Below are 19,990 nucleotides of genomic sequence, written 5' to 3' on the forward strand. Positions count from 1 at the left end.
GACTAATCGTCCTCGTTGTCATGCAGATCCAACACCGACATATCCTGTTCAATTGCATTTGAAATATGGTGATGCATAGCGGTTCTGGCGCGTTCCGGATCGCGGAGTTTTAGCGCATTAAAGATTTTTCGGTGTTCTTCCACATAAGGTTGAACGCCCAGCTCCCGCACGCGCTGGTGAAAGCGTGAGCTCAGCGCAGACTGGTTTCTGAGTTCCCACAACCATTTAATGGTTGATGCCAGGGCACTGTTATCGGTGGCCTGGGCAATAGTGACATGAAAAAGTTCGTCTGCCTGCTCTTTTTGGTGTTCTGAGGAGTTGGCATCGCCCATGATCTGCACTGCTTGCTCAATGCTTTTTAACTGGGCTTTGCTGATCCGGGCGGCAGCAAGACTGGCAGCTTGAGGCTCAATCAGCAGCCGTGCCTCGAGGACTTCAAACGGCCCCGGAACGTCATCAAGACTATGAGGGGCGAGTGTTTCCGTTTGGGCCAGAACATAGATGCCCGAGCCAGTTTTAATTTCGACTAAACCGGCTATCTCCAGTGCAATCATGGCTTCCCGAATAGTTGGCCGGCTGACTTCAAAGCGACTGGCCAGATCCCTTTCGGAAGGCAAGCGCTCGCCCGGGCCAATCTGGCCGCTCTGAATTTGCTGTTCTATTTGAGTCGCAACTTCCAGATAAAGACGGCGAACTTTGACTGCATCCACTTGCATAATAATGACAGGCTCTTTCTAACAATGATCTAAATGGTCGAGAATATCGCCAACCATCAAATAGTCAAGGATGTGGCGCACCGGTTTTCCGAGTTTGTATCTTGTGAATATTTACTTTTAGACCAATGATATGGGACTAAGCTGAAATTATAGAAGCCTTCTGATAAGAATACTTGGGTATAATTAATTACACCTATATTGCCGGGGTTATACCTATCAGATGAGGTTACGGGCGGCCAAGTTGTTATACTTTTGACTATATTACAACTCTGGTGTCTGGTGGAGATTTCACGCTTCATGTCGTCTGGCCTTCCCACCGGTATTGCGATGGCTTTCGCCATCAATGTGCTGGTCAGCGTTTATTTTTTTGCTGTGTACAGAGCGCAACAGCGCAACCAGTCTTATTTGTACTGGTCTGTTTCCTGTGCCTTATTCGCGGCAGGTATTGGTGCGTCTGTCATTGCTCATGCAGCAGAGGGATTGCAGGCCGTCAACACACTGGCTTGTCTGCTTTTATTTACCGCTTCCTTTGGACTTTACTGCGGGCTGAACAAATTCGAATTGTCACCAGGCTCGATAAAATTTTACCGCCGGGTAAGAAGTATTTTTGTGGTTGGCAGCGCAGTCATTACGGTGGCCGGGTTTTATTCAACAATGGTTAATGTGGTGGCCTCTGTGGGCATGGCGCTTATGTTTGTGATGACCGAAGGGCTGTTTTATCAACGCAAGTCTCCCTATAAAAGTGTCTATCTGGTGTTGCGTGTGCTGCTATTGTTGCACGCCTTTGTATTGTTTTTGCAGGGGATTGTAATGCTGGTGCAAATGCTGGCTGCCCAGGACTCGGATACCCGCTATCTGTTCAATATCGTCTTGCTCTCGCACCTGTTATTAACCGTGGCTACGGCGCTGGTGCTACCATTATTACATGTGATGAATCAGCGCCGGCAATGGCAGAAACTCGCCAACCTTGATGAATTAACCGGGTTGCCTACCCGCCGCGCCTTTGTGCAAAAAGCCGCGAAATCGTTATCCGCCGATGATCAAACCTGCCATTCCCTGTTGATGGTCGATATCGATCACTTTAAACAAGTGAACGATCAGTTCGGCCACACCTTTGGCGATGAGGTACTCAGTCGGGTTGGGAAAATATTAGCAGAAGGACTGCGGCAAACCGATATTGTGGGTCGTATGGGGGGGAAGAGTTTGCTATCCTGCTACCAGGCGTCTCTACCGAGCGGGCCCAGGGCGTTGCCGACAGGCTTAGACATAAAGTGTCTGAGCTGCGATTTAAACAGGGTGATAAACAGGTTACTATTACGGTCAGTATTGGCATAGCGGTGTCTCATGAAGTGCTCTACGACTGGGAACATCTGTACTCACAGGCAGATCAGGCGTTGTATTCCGCGAAGCGGGAAGGGCGCAATCTGGTGTATGTGTTCAGCTGAGTAGCAAGCGTCGCCCGCTAACAGAATACTGCAGCCTCTGACAACGGATTAACCATGAATCATCACGCCTTTAATACCTATTGCCGGACGTTCAAAGCCACTACGCATGTGGTGCAGTGGGGGAACTCTGAGGTCTGGAAAGTTGGCGGTAAAGTGTTCGCCATCGGCAGTCGCTCGAAAGCTGGCACGCCAGCCTATACTTTTAAAACCTCACCGCTCAACTTCGAATTTTTATGTCAGGCTGAGGGCTACATTCCGGCGCCTTACCTGGCGAGTCGCGGTATGAAGTGGATCCAGCAAACCGGTACATCCGGCTCCCTTGATGACGACTTAAAATATTATCTCAGCGAGTCCTATCGAATCGTGGCGCTAGGCCTGAGCAAACGTAAGCGGCAGGAACTGGGCATCGCAGATATTAACTGAACCAATTTTTACACCTATGGTTTAACTCTGTCTCTCTTCCTCGAGGATTCTTGCCCCCGGCCCCTCTTCGCCCAGCTTATCCTCTGGGTTTCTTAGTGGACAGTCACGTAAAGAGAGACAACCACAACCAATGCAGCTGTCGAGCTTATCCCTGAGCTGGGTCAGGCTCAGAATGCGCTCGTTCAGCATCGCCCGCCATTCACTGCTCATCTGCTGCCAGTCAGAAGGAGAGACTTCGCGGGTGGGGAATTTTTCCAGATGTGATTTTATGATCCTTAACGAAATACCGGCCTGTTTAGCGATACGAATAATCGCCACCCTGCGCAGAATACTGCGGTGGTAGCGGCGTTGCTTGCCCTGCGTGCGCAGGCTCTGAATTAATCCTTTTTCTTCATAGTAATGAAGCGTAGAAACGGCCACGCCGCTGCGCCTGGCGACATCACCAACACTTAGTGTGTTATCCATCATCATCCCCAAAAAAGTTATTGACCTCAAGTATACATGAGGTTTTAGTATTTGTGTCGACTAGTCAAATTTGCGCTATCCACTATTTGAGTCAGGAGACAAAGATGAGTTTTACTTTACCCGATTTACCTTATGCAAAAGATGCCCTAGCACCAGCGATGTCCCGGGAAACGCTGGAATATCACTATGGCAAGCATCATGCGACCTACGTCAATAAACTTAATGATTTGGTCGCCGGTACTGATTACGCCAGCCAGTCGATGGAAGACATTATTGCAGCCAGCACAGGGCCGGTTTTTAATAACGCCGCTCAGGTGTGGAATCATACTTTCTTCTGGCAATGCCTGTCACCTGTCGGTGGTGGAGAGCCGCCAGAAACTCTGAAAGCGGTTATTGAGGAAAACTGGGCGTCGGTTGATGCCTTTAAAACCGAGTTCACTCAGCAAGCCATTAACAATTTTGGTTCCGGCTGGACCTGGCTGGCGCTTAACTCTGCCGGCGAGTTGTTGATGTTAACACCGCTAATGCCGATACACCGATTGCCCATGAGGGCCTCAAGCCTTTACTTACCGTGGATGTCTGGGAGCATGCTTATTATATTGATCACCGCAATGCCAGGCCGGCCTATCTGGATGCCTTCTGGCAACTGGTTAACTGGGACTTTGCGTTGACCAATTTAACCGGCGAATAAGCGGTAACTGCAATAGCACCCTGAGTAAGCCTTGGCTTGCTTAAGTTGCTATTTATTCATCGCCTGCAAAGTTGGCCTTAGACTACTTGAATAAGGCCGACTTTATTGATCCAAATTAACCAAATACGAATTATTTAACAATCTAAATGATAATTACTATCGTTTGCGTTGACTTTGCTTTTTAGTTGTTTACTATAAGCCCCCATAAAAACACACACTGAACAACGCACACACACATAGGAAACTCATGAAATCTCGTTTTGGATATTCTTGTTTGGCACTCGCCATCCAGTTAGGAATGATGCCCGCCGCTCTGGCTACAGCAGTACCAGATAGCGCAGATATTGAACACGTTGTAGTATCGGCAACCGGTTTTGAACAAAAAATTACCGAAGCACCGGCCAGTATTTCTGTGATCACCGCAGAGGATCTTAAAACCCGTTCGTTTACCTCTTTACTCGATGCGGTGCAGTTTCAGGAAGGTATTGATATTGGCACGACCCGTGATAAAACCGGCAAAGGCAGCGTGAGTATGCGTGGTCTTACCGGCGAGTACACACTACTATTGATCGACGGGCGTCGTCAGAATAACCATGGTGATATTTATCCAAACAACTTTGGTGGCAACGCATTCAATCATATGCCACCGCTCGACACCATTGAACGAATCGAAGTCATTCGTGGACCAGCGTCAACGCTTTACGGTGCAGACGCGCTAGGTGGTGTCATTAACGTGATCACTAAAAAGCACCGCATTGAGTGGGGCGGCAACATTACCTTTGGCCGCAGTCTGCAAACCAACGACGATTTTGGTGATGACATCACTACCGACTTTTCAGTAACCGGCCCGTTAATTGAAAACCTGTTAAGCGTCGGTATTCGCGGTAGTGTTTATGAGCAGCAGGCGTCTACGCCACAACTGGCACCGGCAATCGACCCGAATGGCGTTGTGCATATGCGTTCACTGGGTTTTGGTGGCGGTGGTCGCACGGTGGATAACGACAGCAAACATTATGGTTTCAGCCTTAATTACACGCCTGCTGACGGCCACGAAATTGGTTTCGATTTTGATGATTCACATCAGCAGTATGATAACACGCCTGAATTTAACCTGGATACCGGTGAAATTCTTTATCCGCTGGGGACCCGCGATAGCATTGAAAGTTTATGGCAGGACCGCCGTGGGCAGGTAAATCCGCGTGCCGGATATGCCGCAGAGCAGGAATTTGACCGTCAGTGGTGGTCATTAACTTACGATGGTAAGCTGAACTTTGGTACCGTTGCTGCCTCACTGGCCTACGTTGATACTCAGAACAATGGCCGTACGTTACCGCTGAGTGTGGCGGAACGTCAGTTGCTACAAGCCATGTACGACGGTACCGGTGAATACGAAGGCATGAGTGAAGAAGACCGGCGGGATCTGGCCGAACAAACGTTTCTGCCGCGTCCGGCACGTCCGCTCGACAGCAGTCAGTATACCTTTGATTTACGCTTTGATATTCCGGTTGAAGACTTAGCTGGCGATCATAATTTTGTGCTTGGCGCGCAGGTCATCGACGGCGAGCTTAAAGACGGCGTATTTGGTCTTGAGTCCGGCGAACCCGGTGCCGTGCAGGAACAAAAAATGTATTGGCTATGTTCTGCTAAATTGTTGCTATACTGTATATGGATACAGTTATTGAGGGTTGATTATGCTCCCAGCACAATTTAGAAAGCTTATAGCCGAGTTAGAACACTTAACAGATAGCCAAACCCGTTATGTTGAGAAGCTGCTGAAAGGCACTGATAGCGTCTCACAGTTGATAACAGAGCTTGAGGAGCGGATGGTTGAAAACCCTGAGTGCCCGCACTGTCATAGCTCACTGATCAATCGGCACGGCAAGGTAAACAAGATGCAGCGTTATCGCTGCAAGAACTGCGGCAAAACCTTTGTAGCGACAACGGCGACACCGCTAGCTCGACTAAGATACAAAGAGCTGTGGTTAGAATATATTCGCTGTATGCTGGACAGTAAGCCATTGCGTAAATGTGCCGAAGAATGTGGTCTCCACCTTGAAACATCGTTCAGGTGGCGGCATCGATTCTTGGCGCTACCATCAGCACTGAAGGCGAGCAAACTAGAAGGTATTATCGAGGCTGACGAAACACTTTTTCCCTACTCAGAGAAAGGCTCAAAACGGATGACTCGTCAGCCCCGCAAAAGAGGGATGAAAGCGAAAAAACGAGGGCGTTCAAAAGATGACTGGGTGCCCGTTTTAACGGTCAGAGACAGAGCCAAGAATACATATGAGGCCGTTGTGCCAAGTGTTACATCGGCAACTCTGCATCAGGAGCTAGCAGGAAAATTAGAGAAAGACAGTGTGTTATGTAGTGATGGATATAAGCCCTACATAGCTCTTTCTGAGAAAAATGATTTAATACACAAGCGCTTAGACGTGGCGGGAGGTGTTAAGGTGATAGATAAAGTCTTTCATATTCAAAATGTTAACGCCTATCACAGTCGTCTGAAAGCGTGGATAAAACGGTTTCACGGAGTAGCCACAAAATACCTAGAACATTACCTTGGTTGGTTCAGGTTTATGGATAACCCAGAAAACCTTAACGGAAACAGGCTCTTTTCGATTCAACAACAGTTAATCCGAACATAGCCAATGTATTCCCTGTTTGCCGAGGATAACTGGGGCATTATTGATAACATGACCCTGACTGCTGGTTTCCGCTACGACGAGCACGATGTTTTTGGTAGCCAGACTTCGCCGCGAGTTTATGCGGTGTATAACATAACTGATTACTGGACTGTAAAAGGCGGTGTGAGCACTGGCTACAAAACCCCGCAAACGACCGATTTGTACGACGGTATTATTGGTTTTGGTGGTCAGGGCACCAGCCCCTTTGCCGGAAACCCAGATCTGACACCTGAAACCAGTGTAAACTCTGAAATCGCGGTTTACTGGAGCCGCGATGCGCACAACTTCAACATCACATACTTTAAAACAGATTTTGAAGACAAGATTGCCCAAGGTGATACGGTGCAGAGCTGCAATACTACCGGTGGTGTTCGCCCTTGTGTAAACCTGGGTGAATATGACGAACTCGGTTACGATACCTACAGCCAGCGTATTAATATCGACGAAGTTGAGTTGCAGGGGATCGAAATGGCCGGCCGTTACGGTATTAGCGAAGACTGGTCTGTTTACCTTAACTATACCTGGACCGACAGTGAACAAAAAAGTGGCCCGGAGGCCGGCTTGCCTCTCACTAACACCGCAGAGCACATGGCTAACGGTAATATCACCTGGCAGGTGAATGCCGACTTAAACGTATATTTGCAGGGTGAGTACCGTTCAGATCGCTATCGAGGTTACGATTCAACCCTGGATCGTGAGCTGTATTTTAAAAACTTCGCCATGCTGCACTTAGGCGCACGCTGGCAGTTAAACGACAGCGTGATCCTGAATTTACGGGTTAACAACCTGCTCGACAGAGACTTTACTACTTATTCGGTTACCTACGACGACCTGAACAATGATGGTCAGTTTGAATACCTCACCGGGCGCGGTGTAGTGAGTGAAGTTAACTTTACCGACGATTACAACGTTAAAGACAGAGCCAGAAACTTCTGGGCTGGCGTAACCGTTAGCTTTTAATTTCGCTAATCCGGATTCTTTTGCATAAGCGGCCTGTGGGCCGCTTTTTTAATGGGTGGGCGTTTTCCGTTTACAGTGGTTGTTTAAAAAATAATCTGGCGGGCGCACCCAAAGGATGGTACTATTCGTGCGCCTTTGAAAGATACTATTTCAATTTGCTTCACGCTTCTTCCGTTAGTCCGAGTAAGTCCCCTTAGAGATTCACATTCTGACCGTCTGATATGAGCCAGGTAAACACCGATAGCCTTTTTCTTTCGTGCAACTGCGAGTCGTGCATGGACTCATTATTTCGTACTAACTAATACACCGAGGTATTATGTCTTTTAGTCAACTAGGGCTGTGTGACCCACTTCTTAAATCTATTAAAGAGAAGGGCTACAGTTCGCCTTCGCCGATTCAGCAAGAGGCGATCCCGGCTATTTTGACCGGCCGTGATGTGCTGGCCGCAGCGCAAACCGGTACCGGTAAAACCGCAGGCTTTGCCCTGCCGGTTCTGCAACGTCTGGCGGCGGGTCCGAAACCCAAAGCTAATCATGTGCGTGCGCTTATTCTTACGCCAACCCGCGAGCTTGCGGCGCAGGTTGAAACCAATATTCGTGAATACAAAACCCACCTGCGGTTAAAAAGTGCGGTGGTGTTTGGTGGTGTGGGTATAAATCCGCAAATGAAGATACTGCGTTCCGGCGTGGATGTGCTGGTGGCAACACCGGGCCGTTTACTGGATTTGTATCAGCAAAATGCAGTGAAGTTTGAGCAACTGGAAATCCTGGTACTGGACGAAGCCGACCGCATGCTCGATATGGGCTTTATCCACGACATTAAGCGTATTCTTAAGTTACTGCCTGCGCAGCGCCAGTCGCTGTTATTCTCGGCCACCTTTGCCGACAATGTGATGTCGTTGGCTGAGTCGATTACCCGTAATCCGATTAAACTGGCGGTCACGCCGGCTAATACAACGGTTGAGAAGATTGAGCAGCAACTGGTGCCGGTGGATAAATCACGCAAGATTGCGGCACTGACCAAACTGATTAAGACTCAGGGCTGGCAACAGGTGCTGGTATTCAGTCGCACTAAACATGGCGCCAACCGAATTGCAGCCAAACTCGAGAGTGCCGGTCTGCCCAGCGCAGCCATCCATGGCAACAAAAGCCAGGGAGCGCGAACAACGGCACTCAAAGCGTTTAAGGATGGCCGTGTAAAAGTGCTGGTTGCGACGGATATAGCCGCTCGTGGTATTGATATTAGTGAGCTGCCTGTTGTGATAAACCTTGACTTGCCCAACACTGCTGCCGACTATGTGCACCGTATTGGCAGAACAGGCCGGGCCGGTTCTGCGGGTCAGGCGTGGTCATTGGTAAGCGCCGATGAAATTGAACAATTGCAGGATATTGAACGACTTATTCAGTTGCTGATTCCGCGCGAGAGTCTGGCTGGGTTTGAACCTAATCAGTCTTTACCAGAAACCAAACTGTTACCTCCAAAGAAAATTAAAAAGCCGAAGAAGCCTAAGTCCAGTTCGTCAGAAGCGGCCGGTAAGCCTCAACGCACCGGTAACAACCAACCACGCTCTGATAAAGCGGCTGATAACAACAGTCAGTCACGCCCACCGCGTCGCCGCAGAGTCAATACTCAGGTAAAGCGGAAAGCGGTGGAAGCCTGAAGCCAGCGCTAGCCTGTAAAGCCCTGTGCATTTCTGACAGGGCTCTAGCTGAGTACATCATTTCGCCGTAATATCTTCACCTGGCTCAGTTCTGGCATTGTATTATCAGAACCAAAGGGCGCTGCAATGGAGTATGAGGCTGGTAACAGGCTTCTGGATCTGAAAATTGCTCTGTTCAGACAGTTGGCTAAACGCTATTTGCAAAATGCAAATGATGTTAGCCAAAAGTTGCAAGGAGCATGCTCCCACAAAAAGACCTCGTAATCGTATTCGTCACAACACAACAGCGAGGACTTAACGATGAGCAGGACCATGTCGCTCCTTGTAGCATGCAGTCTGCCATTTTTTTAACGGGTTGCTTATTCGACGATGACGATGATGAGATAGCACAACCGGAACCCGAATTTGCCAATGTGAGGGTCATTCACGGCTCTTGTGATGCGCCGTTGGTTAGCATTACGGGCAATGATGCTATCCTCAATAATCTTAAAGGCGTTGATTATCAGGCCGCTTTGAGGTTGAAACCGGCACCTACGATATTGGCGTAATCGCTATCCTGCCAACAGACGACGCGGATGTTCTGTAGGCCGCTGTGGCGCTGGAAGCCGATACCTACTATGACGTTTTAGCCGTAGGCAGGTGTAGCCGATGATTCGCTCATGCTGTTGCCGGTAACCAGTGCCGAAACGCCGGTAACCGCTGGTAATACTCAGGTCCGGATTGTCCACGCAGCGTCAGCGGCGCCCACCGTTGGTATCTATGTCTCGGCCCCTGATGCGATGCTGGCTGACGAGCAGCCTTTGGCCACTGCTGAGTTTACCGATGCCACCGACTTAGTGCAGGTGCCAGCAATGTGTATACTGCTATTGCGGTTAACGGTGCAATGGAAGGTGCATTGCCACAGCTGGTACTACTAGATGATTTTGTGGCGACCCTTTAAGATAGTCACTATAAAGCCTCTATAGCAAGCCCGCAGTCCGGGCAAAGAAAAAGCCTGATAAGGCTACCTTATCAGGCTTTTTTTGATGTGGCTTTACCGGCTTACTTTAAGCGCAATTCGAAGGTATTGCTGTAAGCTGATACTTCGCCGTCTTTGTAGGCCTGCACACGGTAGGCGTAATTGCCACTGGCTAACACGTTTGCATCGTCGGTTATTGTGGTAATGTTTTGGCCTACCACGGCGATGCGTTCAAACTGGATTTTACCTTTCTGCTTAACGCCTCTTTCCAGGTAAAAGCCGAGCTCATCACCGCTGTTGTCGGCCCAACTAAGATAAACAGTGTTGCCACTCTGAGAAGCTGACAGGTTACCCGGCGCTGCCATTGTGCCTGGCTGTGGTGCAGGTTGATCAGATGTCTCAGAGACTGATACCTGAATGCTTGCTGAGGTAGCTTCATAGCTGGCATTCACCGCAGTTACCCGATACCAGTAGTTGTCGGCAAACGGTACTGAATCAGTATATTCAGTGCTACCTGCAACTGCGGTACCCACCGATTCATAACGTGTTTTACCACGGAACTTCACAGCACGCTCAATAAAGAAGTAGTCGGCATTATTGTTCATATTGGTCCAGTTTAAGGTCACGTCAAGACCGTTGGCCGCTGCTGATAAATTTTGTGGAGCAGTAAGTGCCATAGGGTCATCTACAGTAACATTAATGCTGGTGCTGTTAAGCGCGCCGGCGTCATCTGTTACTGTCAGCGTAACGGTGTAGCTTCCCCCGGTTGGGTAAGCATAATTGACCGACTGGCCGGAAGCACTGTCGCCATTACCGAAGTCCCATGCGTACTGCATGATTTTGCCATCATTGTCATAAGAACCTGAGGCACTGAAGAAGGCTGTATCACCAATGTTATAACTGGTGACCATCGAATCAATCACTGCAACCGGTACTTCGTTAGTTACCTGAAGCAGTGTGGTTGCAGAGTTGGTCAGGCCGTCATTATCGGTGACAGTCAGGCTAACCTGATAAGTGCCGGCGGCGTCATATATATGCGAAACCTCAGCCTGAGATGACGTGGTACCGTCTCCCAGGTTCCACTGATACGCCACAATACTACCATCGCCATCGGTTGATCCTGCGCCGCTGAAAGTTACTGCAGAGCCAAAGGTAACGGAGCTGGAAGTTTGGCTGATGCTTGCCACTGGCGCGGTGTAATTACCCAGGTTCATCGCATAGTTTACTGCTGCCTGGGCATCTATGAGACCATGACCAAACACAATATCGTCGCCGTTGGCGCCGATGTCTTTGGCGGTGCTGAAAAGACCATTTTCAATCTCATCCGCCGAAATCCCAGGATTGGCTGCTACCATTAGTGCGGCAACACCAGCTACCACGGGAGAAGAAAAAGACGTACCGCTGTAATTAATATACTGACCATTCAGATAGGTGGTGCCAATGCTGACGCCCGGTGCAGTTAAGTCTACATAAGTGCCCCAGTCAGAAAAATAAGCTTTATTGTCGTTTTGATCGGTGGCACCTACGCCAACGAAGCTGGTGTAGTCAGGAAAAGTGGGGTATTCAGTGCCGGAATTACCCGCCGACATAAACAGCAGGCCGTTGCGATCGCGCAGGTACTTTGCGGCAGCATCGATGGTGGCTGACTGAATACCGCCATAGCTCAGGTTAACCACACGGGCACCGTTGTCGGCTGCGTACTCAATACATTTTGCCATGGTAGAAATATAAGCTGAGCTATTGGTATCACTAATGGCAATTCTGACCGGAATGATATCAACATTCCAGTTTACCCCGGCAAGGCCGGTACCATTGTTGCCCACCGCACCGATGGTGCCTGCGGTGCCGGTGCCGTGACCGTTGGCGTCTTCGATGTAACTGGTGCCTTCTTCGGCATTGTAAGCCAGGTCGGTGCGCAGGTTAGCCGCCAGATCCGGGTGATCCGCATCAAAACCGGTATCACAAACTGCTACTAACACGCTGTTGCTACCCGTAGTGACATCCCAGGCCCGCTGGCTGTTGATGTTATTATGATGCCACTGACCAGAGAAGCTCGGGTCGTTAGGCTGAACGGTAGGTGCCATGGCCTGATCAGCCTCAGCAAATTCAACCAAACCGCTGTGTTTTAATATTTTGGCAATCGCTTTTTCACGTCCTTTACCGTTGAACGTGGCAATGGTAATGCCGGAATTAGGCAATGTTTTTTCTGCGAGTAAGCCCTGACTATTGAGCAAACTATTGAGGCCTTTTAATTCACTCGCTGAGGCACCGCTCAGTTTTTTATATAAAACGGTACCAGGGCGAACGTCATCCGTTGACTTTGGTGCAGCCAGCAGGGTAGCTGGTGCAATCATCATTAAAGCAGGAAGTACGTACGAATACGCAGCGTTTTTTGGGGTATTACGGTGCATTAGCAGGCTCATAATACGGCTACAACATGAGTCTTGGTGATATGCATTGTAACTTTCGATTAACAAAATACGTGATGATTACCCATACAAAGGTATTTTGTTTTGTATAGCGGGGGGGGAACAAACAGCGAAGCAACCTGTCCGCTCAGGAGCAGGTATTCAAGGGTGAGTCTCACTACAACCACTTATTATTCTTATGCGGGGAAGTATGGACACATTTCACACAGAAGTAAAATACGCTTAGCGTTGTCATTAAAGCGGGTCTTTTGCAACGTAAACAAAACGGAGCTGTCAGGTTTTCCGCCGGATAAGGCTTTCCACCGGAGCAAAAATCGCGGAAAATAAGGTTTTCTAATCCGGCATATGCCAGCAGGCAGGCCATTAAGAGCGGAAGTGATCATGCCAAAGGCGAGTGAAATTAAAAAGAATAACACCATCGTATTTAACGGGAAAACCTGCATTGTGCGGGACATTGACCGTTCTGTTCCCCAGGGGCGAGCCGGAGGCAGTATTTATCGAATGCGGATGTACGACGTGGTAAGTGGTGCTAAGTTTGATGAAACCTTTAAAGACTCTGACATGCTCGAAATGGCTGACTTAGTTCGCCGGCCGGCTATGTTTTCTTACATTGACGGTGACGAATATGTTTTTCTGGATAAGGAAGACTACACGCCGTATCACCTTAATAAAGAAAGTATTGCTGACGAGGTATTGTTTATCAACGAAGATACCGATGGTCTGCTGGTCGTTATCGTCAGTGACGTACCGGTAGCCCTCGATTTACCGATGAGTGTGGAACTGGAAGTCACTGAAACCGACCCGTCGATTAAAGGGGCCTCAGCCACTTCCCGTACCAAACCGGCCACGTTGTCGACCGGCCTGGTGGTGCAGGTGCCTGAATATATCAGCACCGGGGAGTGGGTAAAAATTAATACCGAAGAGCGCAAATTCCAAAGCCGCGCCGATAAGCACTAGGCCGGGTGCAATATGACTCGTGAAGTAAAGATTGAAGACCTGGTGGTTGGCGACGGCAAAACCGCGGAAAAAGGCGCGTTAATTACGGCTCATTACCGGGGCTGGCTGGCCAGTGGCACCGAGTTTGACTCGTCGCATAATAAAGGCCGCCCGTTTCAGACCGTGTTATCAAAAAACAAGGTTATCCAGGGCTGGTTTATTGGCTTGCAGGGTATGAAGGTGGGCGGCAAGCGAAAACTTTGGGTACCATCAGAACTGGCCTACTCAGAGCGCCAGATTGGTGAAATTATTCCGCCGAACAGCGATTTAACCTTTGAAATTGAGTTGTTAGAAGTCCTTACTCGCGACGACTAAGACTTTTCAGCTATTCCCGCTGCGGCGGTTGTTACGCCGCAGCTACCCATCTGTACTATATTGCTTGATAAATTGCTCACAATCGCCGCCGTGCAGATTGTCTATTAAATAGTGAATCTTCCAGTCCGGGCCCGTTTTGACCAGTTGGAAGCTATTTACCCCGCAGTGACTTAGTTTGCCATCCAGATAAAACACATAGGGCGTCCATATTGCGGCCAGGTTATCGCTTTGTTGCACGGTAACCGCTAACAGCTAACAGCTTTTCATCCAGGTGTTTGCTGGTCTGACTAACGAACCCGGCAAACTGGCTTAGGTCGTTGCTTTTTATGTTACCGCCTGGCTCAGCGCGTTGCAGTAGCGCGCTGTTGGTGAACTGCGCTGCCAGTTGCTCGCCATCATGTGCACGCATAGCGTTAAACAGCGCCTTGACGGGCGTTTCCGGAGACTGGGCAATCCCCTTAAAACTCATTGAAAACAACGCCATGGTAAACAACGCCATGGTAAACAACAGTGAAATGGACTTAGGCATGTGGATTGTTACTTTTGGGTAACAAAACCCGCACATTAAGAGAATTTCAATGAAGCGTCAAACTGGTAATTTTTTAGCCAGACAGATAAATTAGAGGTATCTGCGTAGTGGTTGTATCAACAAGTGGTAGTGTGTTCTGAGGGAGCAGAGGCATGTTCGCGGTTTGTAAAATCACTTGCAGGGGGCAAATGACCTTAGCCGAAATCGAATATATTGCAGACAGCTGGCAGGACCGGTGCGAAAAGCTTACCACGATTGTGGATATGCAAACCTCTATTGCCAAAGTGGGCATGGATCTGACTTCCGTGATGCAAATTATCGTTAAACACTGCCTGGTGCTGGTGCAATGCGATGGGGCGGCAATCGAATTTAAAGAAGGCAATGCGATGGTTTACCGCGCAACCTCCGGTGTGGCTGAGCCTTTTTTAGGGCATAGTATTCCTATCGATAACAGCCTGTCCGGTTTTTGTTTGCAAACCGGTAAGGTACAACTTTGCAATGATGTTACCGTGAATCGTCGGGCCAACCAGGCAGCCTGTGCTGAAATTGGTGTTGCCTCGATGCTATTGATCCCGCTTCATCACCATGACAACACGGTTGGTGTGCTCAAAGTCTTTTCACACGCAAAGCCTCATTTTACGTCGCGGGATACCGCTGCTTTAAAGCTGGTGTCAGAGCAACTGGCCGCCACGCTTTATTATTGTCACCGCTTTGTCACAGACAATCTGGTTTATCAGGCTACGCATGATTCAATGACTAACCTGTTAAATCGTTCGGCCTTTATGGAACAACTCAATCGTGAGTATTCTTTGTGCAAGTCTTATCCGGGGCGGAAATTCGGGGTCTTTATTATCGACATGAATGGTTTGAAAGCTGTTAATGACGAACTGGGCCACCGGGTGGGAGATAGCATGCTCAGTGAACTGGCCAGGCGGTTATTAAAGGCTTTTCGACCTACGGACAAAGTGGCCCGTATTGGCGGCGACGAGTTTGGTGTGCTGATGAGCAATATCCACATGAAGATGCTGTGAAAAGTATCTACCAGCGGTTTGAACATTCTCTCGAACCCGAATTTGAATTTGAAGGCTGCTCACTCACCCTCAGTGCGAGTATTGGCTGGGCGCTATATCCCGACAATGCGCATACCCTTAATGAATTGCTGGATAAAGCGGATGCGCACATGTACAAGAATAAAAATGCCTACTATATGGGGGCTCATATTTAATCTGCTTTCATTCGTTGGGTGACGGCGCGGGCATGCCAGATGGCCGGAACAATCACTAATAATGCTATAGCCATAAAAACCCATGTTGATAGCCATTGGAATTCAGAGAGCCTGGCAATATCGGCCGCAATCTCATTGTTTGCGTGTGTTGCTATGGCCACTGCCCCGAGCGCTGCTTCTCGTGCCATTGAGAACCCACCGCTAATGGCACTTTGCCAGCCAACTGCCGACAAAGAAGCAAATGCCTGATAGCCAATGGCTGAGGCACCAAATGCCAGCACGCCAAAGGCAACAGTGCCGGTACCAATAACGCCAACACCCACGCCACCAATAGTGATAAGACCAAAGGAAATGATCCCTACACTCACCGGCGCTACTGCCACGCCGCCCCAGGCAAATAACAGGCCTCTGGCTTGTGAACCCGCGGCAATCCAACCCACGGCTGGCGTGTCGGTATGTTCAGGCATGCCAAACTGAAAATGACAAAATGGTACGCCCAGCAGCCTGAAGGCGCTGATATACTCCCGCTGTTTAGCGCCTGCCTGATGGGCGCTGGCCATAAAAGCCTCCGGCTGCGTTATTCGTTCAAGGGCGCGCAGGTCTTTCATGGCGTTGAACATTTTTTTCACCAGTATCACGTAACTGATCACTAACCCCGCAACGACGGTTTGGGAGAGTAGGCTCAGAGTGACAGCGTAATGCGGGAATACGTAGCAAAGCGCTTTTAGTCCCACCATGCCGGCAATGTAGAGGGCTGCGAACACAAAAAACAACGTCACTGATTTTTTGACCAGATGCCGTTCGCGTCTGGTACGTGATTGCGCCAGGCTGGCTTTGAGACTGAACCATGAACCAATCAGCCCGGAGACCGAGGCCAGCAGTGCGGCGAGCGAGGCAAATTTAAACAGCGAACCGGTCTTTAGGGCACTACCTCCTATAACGGCTGCTTTCGCCGGTGGTGATATACCACTGATCATGGTCATAACGGCTACGGTAAACGCGGCGCCGGGCTTACTGTGTTTAAGCGCATCCTCAACAAAGACTGACATGGCCTGTTTAAGCAGTTTTCGGCCTCGCGAGATACGCTGTTTTACGGCATCTTCACTGAGTTCCAGTTCCTCGGCGACCCGCTGCACAGATTGCTCTTCCCGGTAAAACAGAATCATTGGTTCACGATACAACGGCTCCATTTGATCAAGTACCTGCCATAACAAAGCCTGCTGCTGTTCACTTATTGCCGTTTGCTCCAGCGCAGCCTCGTCAGCGATGTCTTGCTCCGCGGTTAATGGCATATCCTGATGCTGGGTTTCTTTCGCTGTTTTGCGATAGTGCCGGCTGACCTTAAAACGCAAAATACCACAAAGCCAGGACCTGAGTTTTTCCGGATCGTGCAGAGTATCCAGTTTACGCCAGCCCTCAACGAAAGCCTCCTGTGCTATATCTTCGCTGTGCCTTAAATCGCCGGTAGATGAATAAGCCAGCGAACAGAGCAGAGTCTGGTAGCGACTAACAATCTCACTATAGGCTTGCCGGTTGCCACCGAGCGAAAGCATAACCAGTGTGGCATCGCCTTGCCCGGCAACTGAGGAGTGCTTTTTAAATAAATTCATGGTGTCTATTCCTGGCTACTTTGAGTGTATGTGCCTGCCTTGGTATAAAAGGTGACAAAAAATGCAAAAAATAATTTTTCATTTTTTGTCACCTTTCTCATGCTGTCTGGCTCTTATCCGTTAAATCCCGTCGCGCTGCCCTGGTTGCCGGGAGGAGATACTACTTTAACGGTTTAAATGGAGAACACCTATTATGACTATGCTTAATCAGACAATGCGCCACCTTTTTGGATTATTCGCCATCGCGGCGATGCTGCTGCCGGTTTGCGCCTCTGCAAACGAATTACCGGAACTGGTGGATAACTTTAGCCATCAGAGTCAAAACAACCTGGGTGTGCAGCGCCAGTTTATGAATGATACGGTGGCCGGAGGCAGCAGTGAAAGTGAAGTGGCTGTCCAGGACGGGAAAATACATCTCACTGGCAATCTCATCCCTCCACGTGGACAGCCCGCCTGGGCCAGTTCGATTCTGCTGCTCGATGCTAAAGGGAAGCCCATGGACGCCTCCGGGTATCAGGGGGTCCGTTTGAAGGTCAAAATCAATCAGGGCCTTATGTCAGTCTCAGCCAATAGCGCAGAGGTCGAAAACTTTGATTATCATGCCGCGCCGGTACTGGTTAAGGCCGACGGTAAATTTCATGAGGTTAAGCTGCCATTTACCAGTTTAAAACGCGCCTGGTCAGAACAGACCACACTGGATGCCAGTACGCTGAATAGCCTGAGCATAGTGGCTTTTGCCATGCAGCAGTCGGCTTATGATTTTGAGATAGACGAAATCGGCTTTTACTAATCTCCAGCGCAGGTAAAACAACATGACCATGTCTACCGAGCGCATCGAATATCTTGATGCATTACGCGCTTTTGCTTTAATACTTGGCGTGGTGTTTCACGCCGGATTGTCGTTTATGCCGGTATTTATTGGCTGGGCAGTAATGGATATTAATACCAGTCCGGCAATCAGTATTTTTAGCCTGGTGAGTCACTCATTTCGGATGCCACTGTTTTTTCTGATTGCGGGGTTCTTTACCTGTATGTCAGTGCAAAAATATGGTGTGAAAGCATTAGCAATTTCACGGGCAGTTCGTTTGGGACTACCTTTTATCGCCGGCTGGTTTCTGCTCAGGCCATTACTGGTCTCTGGCTGGGTAATGGGTGGTGCAAGTATGCCTGGTGAAGCTGATATAGCAGACGGCTTATGGCAGGGCCTGAGCAGCCTGACTGAGCTGCCTGCCGATATATTTACCGGCACTCACTTATGGTTTCTCTACTACCTGATGCTGTTTACCGCCATCGCTGTGGTGGTGATAACACAGCTTGAGCGAGTGCCTGCTACTTCGCAATCACTGGCCGTTGTGGGCAGGCGTTTTCTGACCTGGCTATGTGCCAGCCCCTCGGGTTTGATACTGCGATGTTTGCTGGTGGCTGGCTGCTTGTGGTGGATGGATCACTGGGGGCTCGATACGCCAGATAAGTCTCTGTGGCCCCATATGCCATTGTTGCTAATTTATGGAGGCTTTTTTCTGCTCGGATGTGGCTTGTACCAACACCAGTCTTTACTGGCAGACTTCATGCATATTAACTGGTTTCGACTTACCTGGCTGGGGATTGGCGTGGTGGGAGCGATTTATCTGTCTGCTTACGAGATGCATCCCGGACATGAGTTCTACCTTTACTTCAAAGCCGGGTTTGTATTGTGTTATGCCAGCATGATGTGGCTGCTGACGGCAGCACTAATGACTGTCTGTAAGCGGTTATTCAGCCAGCCAAATGCGATCATTCGTTATCTGTCGGGACGGGCCTACTGGCTGTATCTGATTCATTTGCCATTGGTTGTGTGGTTGCAGGTGGCCTTTGCTGAAATGCCGTTGCACTGGTTAGTTAAGTTAATCAGTATTACGCTTATTACCCTGGCTATCGCCTTTACCTTGTTTGAATTGATAGTGAAAAGAACGTGGTTAAGTTACGTCCTTAGCGGCGCGAGTAAACCAGTAGCTGAGCGGGCAGGTTGAGCCTGAACAGGCTCCGTTGCCGGAGCCTGGGTTGTTACGTCGATAACAGCGCATGTTAGCTGGTAGTATCCAGCACTATGCCGTCGACGTAATTACGCGGATAAAGTGAATCAACCACAAACTGAGGAATAAAGCCTTTGGAAGAGGCAACAACCACTTTCGAGTTGATGTCGACCATGCGGATATTAAGAATAATACCACGGTCATTGTAGGTCATGGTGCCGGACAAAATGTATTTTATGTAGGGATTGCGTTCCAGTTCGCCTAAGTTGCGGCTGAATACAAAGTCGCCACTGCCGCCAACATGAATCACACCTGTGGTTTTAAAATCAACAACAGGAATGCCAAACTCCTGCAGTTCGGTAATGAAGCTTTCCGCTAATTGGTTGCCCAGAATGTTAGTGTGGGAAAGTGAGCTATCCAGATCCACCAGTGATGTGACAGCAACGGGTGTATTCGTGGAGACATAGCGCATATTCTCAATTAACTTCATGGTCATTTGTTCGGCGTAATCGCCGAGTAATTTGTGGGTAAACACCGGCCTGTAAGTATGAGCCGGCGGTGCCCATCCTGAAACCGGTGTGGCTCTGGGAATATAGGGATCCACCGCTTGCAGGCGATCCTGATGTGGTCGGTACTGAACAAGCTGTGTTGGTGGTTGAGAATGGTCGGTGTTAGCGGGTGTTACCGGTTGCTCGGGCACTACCGCATAGGCTTCTGAGCCCGCGCTGTGCTGATGTGGGGGGGGTGTTTGTGCGTGATCAGTGGCGCAGCACCCGGCCAGCAGTGCGGCTGAAAGCGTCAGGCCGGATAAAATGGTGTTTCTTTTCATACTACCTCCTTAACTATACCTCGAAGATAGTTATTAACCG

Annotated in this window: 19 protein-coding genes and 2 pseudogenes; 15 read left to right on the forward strand and 6 right to left on the reverse strand. The window is 49.3% G+C overall.

Annotated elements, in window-relative coordinates; all coding sequences use genetic code 11:
• Nucleotides 1–2 precede the first annotated feature (2 nt).
• Nucleotides 3–716, reverse strand: coding sequence for a FadR/GntR family transcriptional regulator (locus tag AC566Q_RS04590; RefSeq protein WP_499614173.1), 714 nt, complete (start codon nucleotides 714–716; stop codon nucleotides 3–5).
• A gap of 930 nt (nucleotides 717–1,646) precedes the next feature.
• Here AC566Q_RS04590 and AC566Q_RS04595 point away from each other — a divergent pair.
• Together AC566Q_RS04595 and AC566Q_RS04600 are read left to right on the forward strand one after the other, a co-directional pair.
• Nucleotides 1,647–2,161, forward strand: a pseudogene (locus AC566Q_RS04595) (GGDEF domain-containing protein).
• A gap of 54 nt (nucleotides 2,162–2,215) precedes the next feature.
• Entirely contained in the window at nucleotides 2,216–2,584 is a 369-nt protein-coding gene (locus AC566Q_RS04600) for an MmcQ/YjbR family DNA-binding protein (protein WP_105934785.1), read from the forward strand.
• 21 nt (nucleotides 2,585–2,605) lie between these two features.
• Here the strand turns inward: AC566Q_RS04600 and soxR are convergent, their stop codons facing one another.
• A complete protein-coding gene (soxR, locus tag AC566Q_RS04605) occupies nucleotides 2,606–3,049 on the reverse strand; it encodes a redox-sensitive transcriptional activator SoxR (RefSeq protein ID WP_420836932.1) in 444 nt (147 codons plus the stop codon).
• A gap of 104 nt (nucleotides 3,050–3,153) precedes the next feature.
• Between soxR and AC566Q_RS04610 the strand changes: the two are divergent.
• The 7 genes and pseudogenes from AC566Q_RS04610 (at nucleotide 3,154) to AC566Q_RS04640 (ending at nucleotide 9,964) form a co-directional block, all read left to right on the forward strand.
• Nucleotides 3,154–3,740, forward strand: a pseudogene (locus AC566Q_RS04610) (superoxide dismutase).
• Between the two features lie 247 nt (nucleotides 3,741–3,987).
• Entirely contained in the window at nucleotides 3,988–5,451 is a 1,464-nt protein-coding gene (locus AC566Q_RS04615; RefSeq protein WP_499614180.1) for a TonB-dependent receptor plug domain-containing protein, read from the forward strand.
• Nucleotides 5,432–6,388, forward strand: coding sequence for an IS1595-like element ISAma5 family transposase (locus AC566Q_RS04620; RefSeq protein WP_499608136.1), 957 nt, complete (start codon nucleotides 5,432–5,434; stop codon nucleotides 6,386–6,388). The genes AC566Q_RS04615 and AC566Q_RS04620 overlap by 20 nt, the downstream gene beginning before the upstream one ends.
• Before the next feature lie 3 nt (nucleotides 6,389–6,391).
• The gene (locus AC566Q_RS04625) at nucleotides 6,392–7,387 is read left to right on the forward strand and encodes a TonB-dependent receptor domain-containing protein (protein WP_499614182.1); all 996 of its coding nucleotides are present in this window, start codon (nucleotides 6,392–6,394) and stop codon (nucleotides 7,385–7,387) included.
• Between the two features lie 316 nt (nucleotides 7,388–7,703).
• Entirely contained in the window at nucleotides 7,704–9,047 is a 1,344-nt protein-coding gene (locus tag AC566Q_RS04630) for a DEAD/DEAH box helicase (protein WP_499614185.1), read from the forward strand.
• Between the two features lie 239 nt (nucleotides 9,048–9,286).
• Nucleotides 9,287–9,595: a hypothetical protein gene (locus AC566Q_RS04635; protein ID WP_105934789.1), complete on the forward strand. Its 309-nt coding sequence runs from the start codon at nucleotides 9,287–9,289 to the stop codon at nucleotides 9,593–9,595.
• Nucleotides 9,596–9,706: 111 nt separating this feature from the next.
• On the forward strand, nucleotides 9,707–9,964 hold the full coding sequence (locus AC566Q_RS04640; RefSeq protein WP_105934790.1) for a hypothetical protein: 258 nt from the start codon (nucleotides 9,707–9,709) through the stop codon (nucleotides 9,962–9,964).
• Nucleotides 9,965–10,088: 124 nt separating this feature from the next.
• Here the strand turns inward: AC566Q_RS04640 and AC566Q_RS04645 are convergent, their stop codons facing one another.
• A complete protein-coding gene (locus tag AC566Q_RS04645; protein ID WP_499614191.1) occupies nucleotides 10,089–12,362 on the reverse strand; it encodes a S8 family serine peptidase in 2,274 nt (757 codons plus the stop codon).
• Nucleotides 12,363–12,815: 453 nt separating this feature from the next.
• Here AC566Q_RS04645 and efpL point away from each other — a divergent pair, with 453 nt between their 5' ends.
• Together efpL and AC566Q_RS04655 are read left to right on the forward strand one after the other, a co-directional pair.
• Nucleotides 12,816–13,391 carry an elongation factor P-like protein EfpL gene (efpL, locus tag AC566Q_RS04650; RefSeq protein WP_105934791.1) on the forward strand — a complete coding sequence of 192 codons (576 nt, stop codon included), beginning with the start codon at nucleotides 12,816–12,818 and terminating at the stop codon, nucleotides 13,389–13,391.
• 12 nt (nucleotides 13,392–13,403) lie between these two features.
• Nucleotides 13,404–13,745 (forward strand): FKBP-type peptidyl-prolyl cis-trans isomerase, encoded by a 342-nt coding sequence (locus AC566Q_RS04655; protein ID WP_105934792.1) that lies wholly within the window; start codon nucleotides 13,404–13,406, stop codon nucleotides 13,743–13,745.
• A gap of 220 nt (nucleotides 13,746–13,965) precedes the next feature.
• On the opposite strand, the gene AC566Q_RS04660 is transcribed toward AC566Q_RS04655, so the two are convergent.
• Nucleotides 13,966–14,274 (reverse strand): hypothetical protein, encoded by a 309-nt coding sequence (locus AC566Q_RS04660; RefSeq protein WP_105934794.1) that lies wholly within the window; start codon nucleotides 14,272–14,274, stop codon nucleotides 13,966–13,968.
• A gap of 188 nt (nucleotides 14,275–14,462) precedes the next feature.
• Here AC566Q_RS04660 and AC566Q_RS04665 point away from each other — a divergent pair, with 188 nt between their 5' ends.
• Together AC566Q_RS04665 and AC566Q_RS04670 are read left to right on the forward strand one after the other, a co-directional pair.
• The gene (locus AC566Q_RS04665) at nucleotides 14,463–15,305 is read left to right on the forward strand and encodes a sensor domain-containing diguanylate cyclase (RefSeq protein WP_499614198.1); all 843 of its coding nucleotides are present in this window, start codon (nucleotides 14,463–14,465) and stop codon (nucleotides 15,303–15,305) included.
• Nucleotides 15,302–15,499, forward strand: coding sequence for a diguanylate cyclase domain-containing protein (locus AC566Q_RS04670; protein ID WP_170308471.1), 198 nt, complete (start codon nucleotides 15,302–15,304; stop codon nucleotides 15,497–15,499). The genes AC566Q_RS04665 and AC566Q_RS04670 overlap by 4 nt, the downstream gene beginning before the upstream one ends.
• Here AC566Q_RS04670 and AC566Q_RS04675 read toward each other — a convergent pair.
• Entirely contained in the window at nucleotides 15,496–17,109 is a 1,614-nt protein-coding gene (locus tag AC566Q_RS04675; protein WP_499614203.1) for an RNA polymerase sigma factor, read from the reverse strand. The two genes, AC566Q_RS04670 and AC566Q_RS04675, sit on opposite strands and share 4 nt — an antisense overlap.
• 193 nt (nucleotides 17,110–17,302) lie before the next feature.
• Between AC566Q_RS04675 and AC566Q_RS04680 the strand changes: the two genes are divergently transcribed.
• Together AC566Q_RS04680 and AC566Q_RS04685 are read left to right on the forward strand one after the other, a co-directional pair.
• Nucleotides 17,303–17,899 (forward strand): CIA30 family protein, encoded by a 597-nt coding sequence (locus AC566Q_RS04680; RefSeq protein ID WP_499614206.1) that lies wholly within the window; start codon nucleotides 17,303–17,305, stop codon nucleotides 17,897–17,899.
• 22 nt (nucleotides 17,900–17,921) lie between these two features.
• Nucleotides 17,922–19,118, forward strand: a complete 1,197-nt coding sequence (locus AC566Q_RS04685; RefSeq protein ID WP_499614209.1) for an acyltransferase family protein — start codon at nucleotides 17,922–17,924, stop codon at nucleotides 19,116–19,118.
• 55 nt (nucleotides 19,119–19,173) lie between these two features.
• Here AC566Q_RS04685 and AC566Q_RS04690 read toward each other — a convergent pair whose 3' ends face one another.
• On the reverse strand, nucleotides 19,174–19,950 hold the full coding sequence (locus tag AC566Q_RS04690; RefSeq protein WP_499614211.1) for a FlgO family outer membrane protein: 777 nt from the start codon (nucleotides 19,948–19,950) through the stop codon (nucleotides 19,174–19,176).
• Between the last annotated feature and the right edge of the window lie 40 nt (nucleotides 19,951–19,990).

This window comes from Alteromonas sp. H02 (genome assembly GCF_059682525.1).